The sequence below is a fragment of the Sulfurihydrogenibium sp. genome (assembly GCF_027448985.1).
Taxonomy (GTDB): Bacteria; Aquificota; Aquificia; order Aquificales; family Hydrogenothermaceae; genus Sulfurihydrogenibium.
On record NZ_DAIDMN010000085.1, the window covers coordinates 1 to 5,124 of the forward strand.

At 32.5% G+C, this 5,124-nt stretch carries 6 protein-coding genes; 4 read left to right on the top strand and 2 right to left on the bottom strand.

Going from position 1 to position 5,124, the window contains the following annotated elements:
• Nucleotides 1–759: hypothetical protein (locus NE054_RS06900; protein ID WP_297890080.1), on the bottom strand; the 759-nt coding region annotated here is incomplete at its 3' end.
• Nucleotides 760–854: 95 nt separating this feature from the next.
• Here NE054_RS06900 and NE054_RS06905 point away from each other — a divergent pair.
• Genes NE054_RS06905 through NE054_RS06920 form a run of 4 tightly spaced genes read left to right on the top strand, consistent with a single transcriptional unit; the run spans nt 855 to nt 3,935 of the window.
• Complete coding sequence (locus NE054_RS06905) at nt 855–1,133, top strand: hypothetical protein (RefSeq protein WP_297890082.1); 279 nt, start codon at nt 855–857, stop codon at nt 1,131–1,133.
• Between the two features lie 3 nt (nt 1,134–1,136).
• Nucleotides 1,137–2,111, top strand: a complete 975-nt coding sequence (pfkA, locus tag NE054_RS06910) for a 6-phosphofructokinase (protein WP_297890084.1) — start codon at nt 1,137–1,139, stop codon at nt 2,109–2,111.
• Between the two features lie 5 nt (nt 2,112–2,116).
• Nucleotides 2,117–2,410 carry a SpoVG family protein gene (locus NE054_RS06915; protein ID WP_297890086.1) on the top strand — a complete coding sequence of 98 codons (294 nt, stop codon included), beginning with the start codon at nt 2,117–2,119 and terminating at the stop codon, nt 2,408–2,410.
• Complete coding sequence (locus tag NE054_RS06920; protein ID WP_297890087.1) at nt 2,403–3,935, top strand: cytochrome c biogenesis protein ResB; 1,533 nt, start codon at nt 2,403–2,405, stop codon at nt 3,933–3,935. The genes NE054_RS06915 and NE054_RS06920 overlap by 8 nt, the downstream gene beginning before the upstream one ends.
• A gap of 122 nt (nt 3,936–4,057) precedes the next feature.
• Here NE054_RS06920 and NE054_RS06925 read toward each other — a convergent pair whose 3' ends face one another.
• Nucleotides 4,058–4,876: a hypothetical protein gene (locus tag NE054_RS06925; RefSeq protein ID WP_297890088.1), complete on the bottom strand. Its 819-nt coding sequence runs from the start codon at nt 4,874–4,876 to the stop codon at nt 4,058–4,060.
• Nucleotides 4,877–5,124 lie beyond the last annotated feature (248 nt).

Here is a 5,124-nt window from a genome sequence, read left to right on the forward strand (position 1 = left end):
ACTTCCTAACTCTTCCCAGTATGGATGCTCTATTTTTCGATATAGAATCTCTTTTAGGTTTTCAGTGTTTAATTTTTTCCGGATTTTTTTAGAAGTCTGCATTAAAACTTCTTCTTTCTTTTGTAAATCTTTTTTTGTTGCATTTTTGAACTTTAAGTCTTTTAGTATATCTTTTCCTTTTTCTGTCTTGACTTCCAATAAAAATCCATCTTCAAGTTCCGTTAAGACGATATCAGATATGTAATCCTCGTTTAAATCAATACCCATTGAATCACAAAAACAAACATCCGATACTTCACTGCAATTAACTGCTATTATTAAAGCGTTTTCTCTCAAGTTTTTATAGTTTTCATCCGGATGATTGTTCTTATTAATGTAAACATCATCAAGTGTAGATATGGCTTTTAAATCGCACTTTCTAACATCAAAAAATGCGAAGGATTTTTTATACTCTTCTTTTTCAAAGTATAAAGTTCCTTCCTTTTTATAAACTTTAAACAAAATCTCTTGTGGTGGTCTTAAAAAGTTTTTGGGGGAGTTGTAAGGTCTTACGTAGCTAAAATACTTTCCGGGTTTTTCTGTTAAGGTATAATTTCCTGCAGATTCAATCTGAAATTTTCCAAAAGGTAGTCTGTTGAAATCCGGATTTTCTTTGTACATAATCACACCATTTTCTTCAACGGGAGACACGACATTATAAGATTCTAACAATTTTTCATAAAAACTTCTCAAAGCATTTATATCTATTTTATAAATCATCTTCCGCCTTTTTAAAATTAAGTATAATTTACTTTATTTGAAAATGCAATAAAAAATGATAAAATTATCTCTAAATTTTGTAGGAGGTTGGTATTATGAGAAAGATTTTTGTAGCTGTTGCTGTAGCGTTTTTAACAACTTCTTCATTTGCCATAACAAAACAAGAAGCTCAGAAGAAGATAGAAAACTACATAGGGAACACAAAAGATTACGTTGTTAACGTTTGTGAAAACGATAAGTACTTCATTGGAGAAGTTAATTTAAAAGGTTATGAAAACCTATCTACAGTGAGAAAAGTGTACGTAAACAAACAAACGGGAGATATAATTCCAGAAATGGCTCAAGCATCTGATTTTTGTTATATGCAAAAGTAAAGAATGAAAAAGATAGGCTTGATTACAAGTGGTGGAGACTGCCCTGGGCTTAACGCCTGTATAAGGGCAGTTGTCCGAACCGCTAACTATTACGGAATACAAACAGTAGGCTTTATTAGAGGATTCAAAGGATTAATTGAAAATGATTACACAATCTTAGACTATAAGAGTGTAGCCGGAATACTTCAAAGAGGTGGAACCATTTTACTTACAGCAAGAGAGCCAAGGTTCAAAGATTACGAGTTTAGAAAGAAAGCTTATGAAAATATAAAGTCTTTAGATATAGATGCTTTGTTTGTTATAGGTGGAAACGGAAGTTTTCAAGGGGCGTACTTACTCCAAAAAGAGTTTGGATTAAACGTTATAGGGATACCTAAAACCATAGACAACGACATATTTGGTACACAGTACGCAATAGGTTTTGATACAGCAGTTAACAACGCAATGGAATCTATTGATAAAATTAAAGATACAACAATGTCCCATGAAAGGATTTTTATTGTAGAGGTGATGGGAAGAGATAGCGGATTTATAGCCCTTGAGGTTGGAATGGCAACCGGAGCGGAGATAACACTCATTCCGGAATACCCATTACCTCTCCATGTGATAGAAGAGAAGATACTAAAAGCAAAAAAAATGGAAAAAGGTTTTGCGATAATAGTTCTTGCGGAAGGTGTAGCATCAGCCAAAGAGTTAGCTGAAATTTTAAATGAAAGATTGAAAGATAAGGATGTGGGAGAGATAAGGTATCAAGTTTTAGGTTATATTCAAAGAGGTGGAAGTCCAACCGCATACGATAGAATTATGGCATCAAAATTCGGTGTTTTTGCTGTAGAAAAGTACATGGAAGGAGAAAAAAACTTTATGGTTGCCTTTGAAGACGGTAAAATCCTATCAAAACCTCTTGAGATATCATTTGGAAAGATAAGAGTTCCAAATATAAAAGAGTACGAAATAAACAATATCTTATCTCTATAATCAAAATGAAGATAACGGATGTAAAGATATATCCCTTTGATACTGGAAGAATTGGCGGAAGAGTAAGAGCTGTTGCTGAGATTGTTATAGATGATGTTATTTTAATTAGGGATATAAAGGTTATAGAGTCAAAACATGGTGGTCTTTTTATAAACTTTCCCAAAAAAAGAAGTAGTTCTAACAAGTTTTTCGATATAGTCGAACCTCTGTCAAAGGAGTTTGCAGAACAAGTAAGGAGAGCGGTTGTTGACAAATACAAAGAGTTGATGAATATAAATCCGGAGGAAAACCTTGATTAAAAAAATTGTATCTTTTTTAGGTAATGTAAAGCTTGGAGTTGTGTATCTAATACTTTTGGCAATTTTATCTGTTTTGGGTTCTACTTATATAAAACAAGGAGAAACCTATATAACATATTACAAAGAGTATGGAGAGATACCAGCTAAAATTATATGGATTACTTGGTTAAATAATGTTTTTCACTCATGGTACTACCAGCTTCTTATAGTTCTTGTTGCAATAGCGGTTATATTTGCTACCATAGAGAGATTTCCGGCTATTTACAAATCAGCCTATGGAAAAGTGGAAAAGAAATTTCCTGAGACTTTACTAAAAAAGCCATCAACCATTTACATTCAGTATAAAAGCAGTGTTGGAGAGACTTTAAAGTATATCGTATCTGTTTTACACAGGTTAGGTTTTAAGAAAGTTGAAGCTATGAAAGAGAATGAAAAAGTAGTTTACCTTTATGGGGAGAAAGGAAAGATATCAAGGATGGGAATGCTTGTTACTCATATAGGGATAATAGTGTTTTTGATAGGTGCCTTTATGGGCTCTGCACTTGGAGTAAGGGGACAGATAGAGATTCCAGAAGGAGATTCAGCAGATTATATTAAAAAGTACAGAGAAGGTTCATTAATACCGGGAGATGAGATATATAAACTACCTTTCTCTATACTTTTAAAAAAATTTGAACTTGAATTTTACGAGAGTAAAGAGTTTGCTGGTGCTATAAAATCTTATAAAAGTGATGTTGACATAATCCAAGAAGGAAAGGTTATTAAATCCGGAACGATAGAAGTGAATAAACCTATGGAAGTTGAAGGATACCGGATATTTCAAACTTCTTACGGAAAAACCGGAGAAATTAAAGAAGCAAAGTTACTTGTTTTTAAATACGATGAACTTCTAGCTTTTATGATGAAAGGTAATGAAATCAATCAAAAATTAGTATCAGAAACAGATGAAAATAAAAAAAGAGATTATGAAAAGCAACTTAGAGATTTAGATAGACAATGGATGGACTTTGTAAATAAAGTTCCAAAGTTGGATTACTTTTATAAAAATCCTACTTTAAAATTCGATACAACAACCTTAGAAGTGAAAAATACAACTTTAAATTACAAAAACCCAATGCTTGCACAACAGGATGTTTACGACCCATTAATGATTGTACAAGTTCAATACGATGGTAAAAACTTTACAATGCCTATACCAGCAGACCCATTTGTTGCTATCGCAGCTTATGAAAAATTTTTAAAACCCTACAACTTTCCTTATATAATTTTAATAGACACATTCAAGCCAAGGTTTTTCTCTGGACTTCAAGTAAGTTATTTTCCGGGAACAAATCTTATATGGCTTGGAACAGTTATAGTTGTACTTGGAACTATGCTTGCGTTTTATACAGTACACAGAAGAATCTGGGTCAAGATAGAAGAAAAGGAAAACAATCAGACCCATGTTTATATTGCATTCTACTCTCAAAAATTCAGAGAGTCTTTTTATGAAAAGCTCAAACAGGAGCTAAATTTAAGTGATTGATTAGATTTAGACACATATCAAAACTGGAACAAGCCTGTTGGTGGATTTATAACTTTACCATCTACAAACTATAAGTAAAAACAATCAGGTGAGATGTTTGTAGCATCTCACCTTTTCTCTCTCTACTCTTTCTTAGCTGTTTCTTTGTTTTCTTTGATATAATTAGGAACAGTTTCAGTTAAAAATCCATGGTATTTTACTGTTGGAATCACTTGAAATCCAATCGCACTATTAGCATAAAACAATGCCCTAAGAGCATTGCCATACAGTAGATATCTACCTGCAAGCTTGCCGTCTATTATCACATCAGCTATCACATTGATAAACGGAGCTGAAAGTCCTTTCTTTATTCTGGTCCATTTGGTAGGATCTCCTTTAAACTCAACCACATAAAAAACAAGTTTGTTCTGGTGTTCTTCTTCTGTTAGATTTACAAGTGGTGATTTGAAAAGGTAAACATGTCTATTAAACCCTAAAATCTTTGCAAAGTTCTCAGCATACTCTTGATTATCCGATTTTATAATCACTTGGAATGTTTTATCTTCTGTTGTGATGTCTTTGTTCTCTTCCATAGGTATTATTGCATAAGAGTTTTGGTCTTCTTTCCATCTTTCTTCAAGAAGTTTATCCTTTATTATCAATGCGGAATGTGCAAGGACATTACCTGTGATACTATTACCACCACCAAGAAGACCAGCACCTATTGCGACAGGCATATCCGTTACAAATGTTTTCGCTTTATCAATAATCACACTTCTCTCTTTGGTTTCATATTCTAACCTTTCTTTATCAACCTTACTTTCTACCTCTGATTTCTTAGCGTTGTAAAGTTGCTCTACTTTTTGTTTTTCCATACTATCCATCTTAGCAACAACACCAACACTACTACACGATGTTAATAGACCTGCGGTTAATACTCCTGCAATAATTAGTTTTTTCATATCTATCACCTCCAAAATTATTTTCCTACTTTTACTATTTTATCAACACAATACACATTCCTGCTTTTTCTCAAATTATTATAATTCCCCGTTTTTTATAAATGCTTATCTACATTTTTTAGTGTAAATCTGTGAATATTTTAACTAAAAATCATTCTTTTGTGAATATGATATAACTCTAATTTCCAATTTAAATAATTTTAAAACAAACCAAGACAAGTAGCAAAACTTAAAGCTAAAATGAAGAA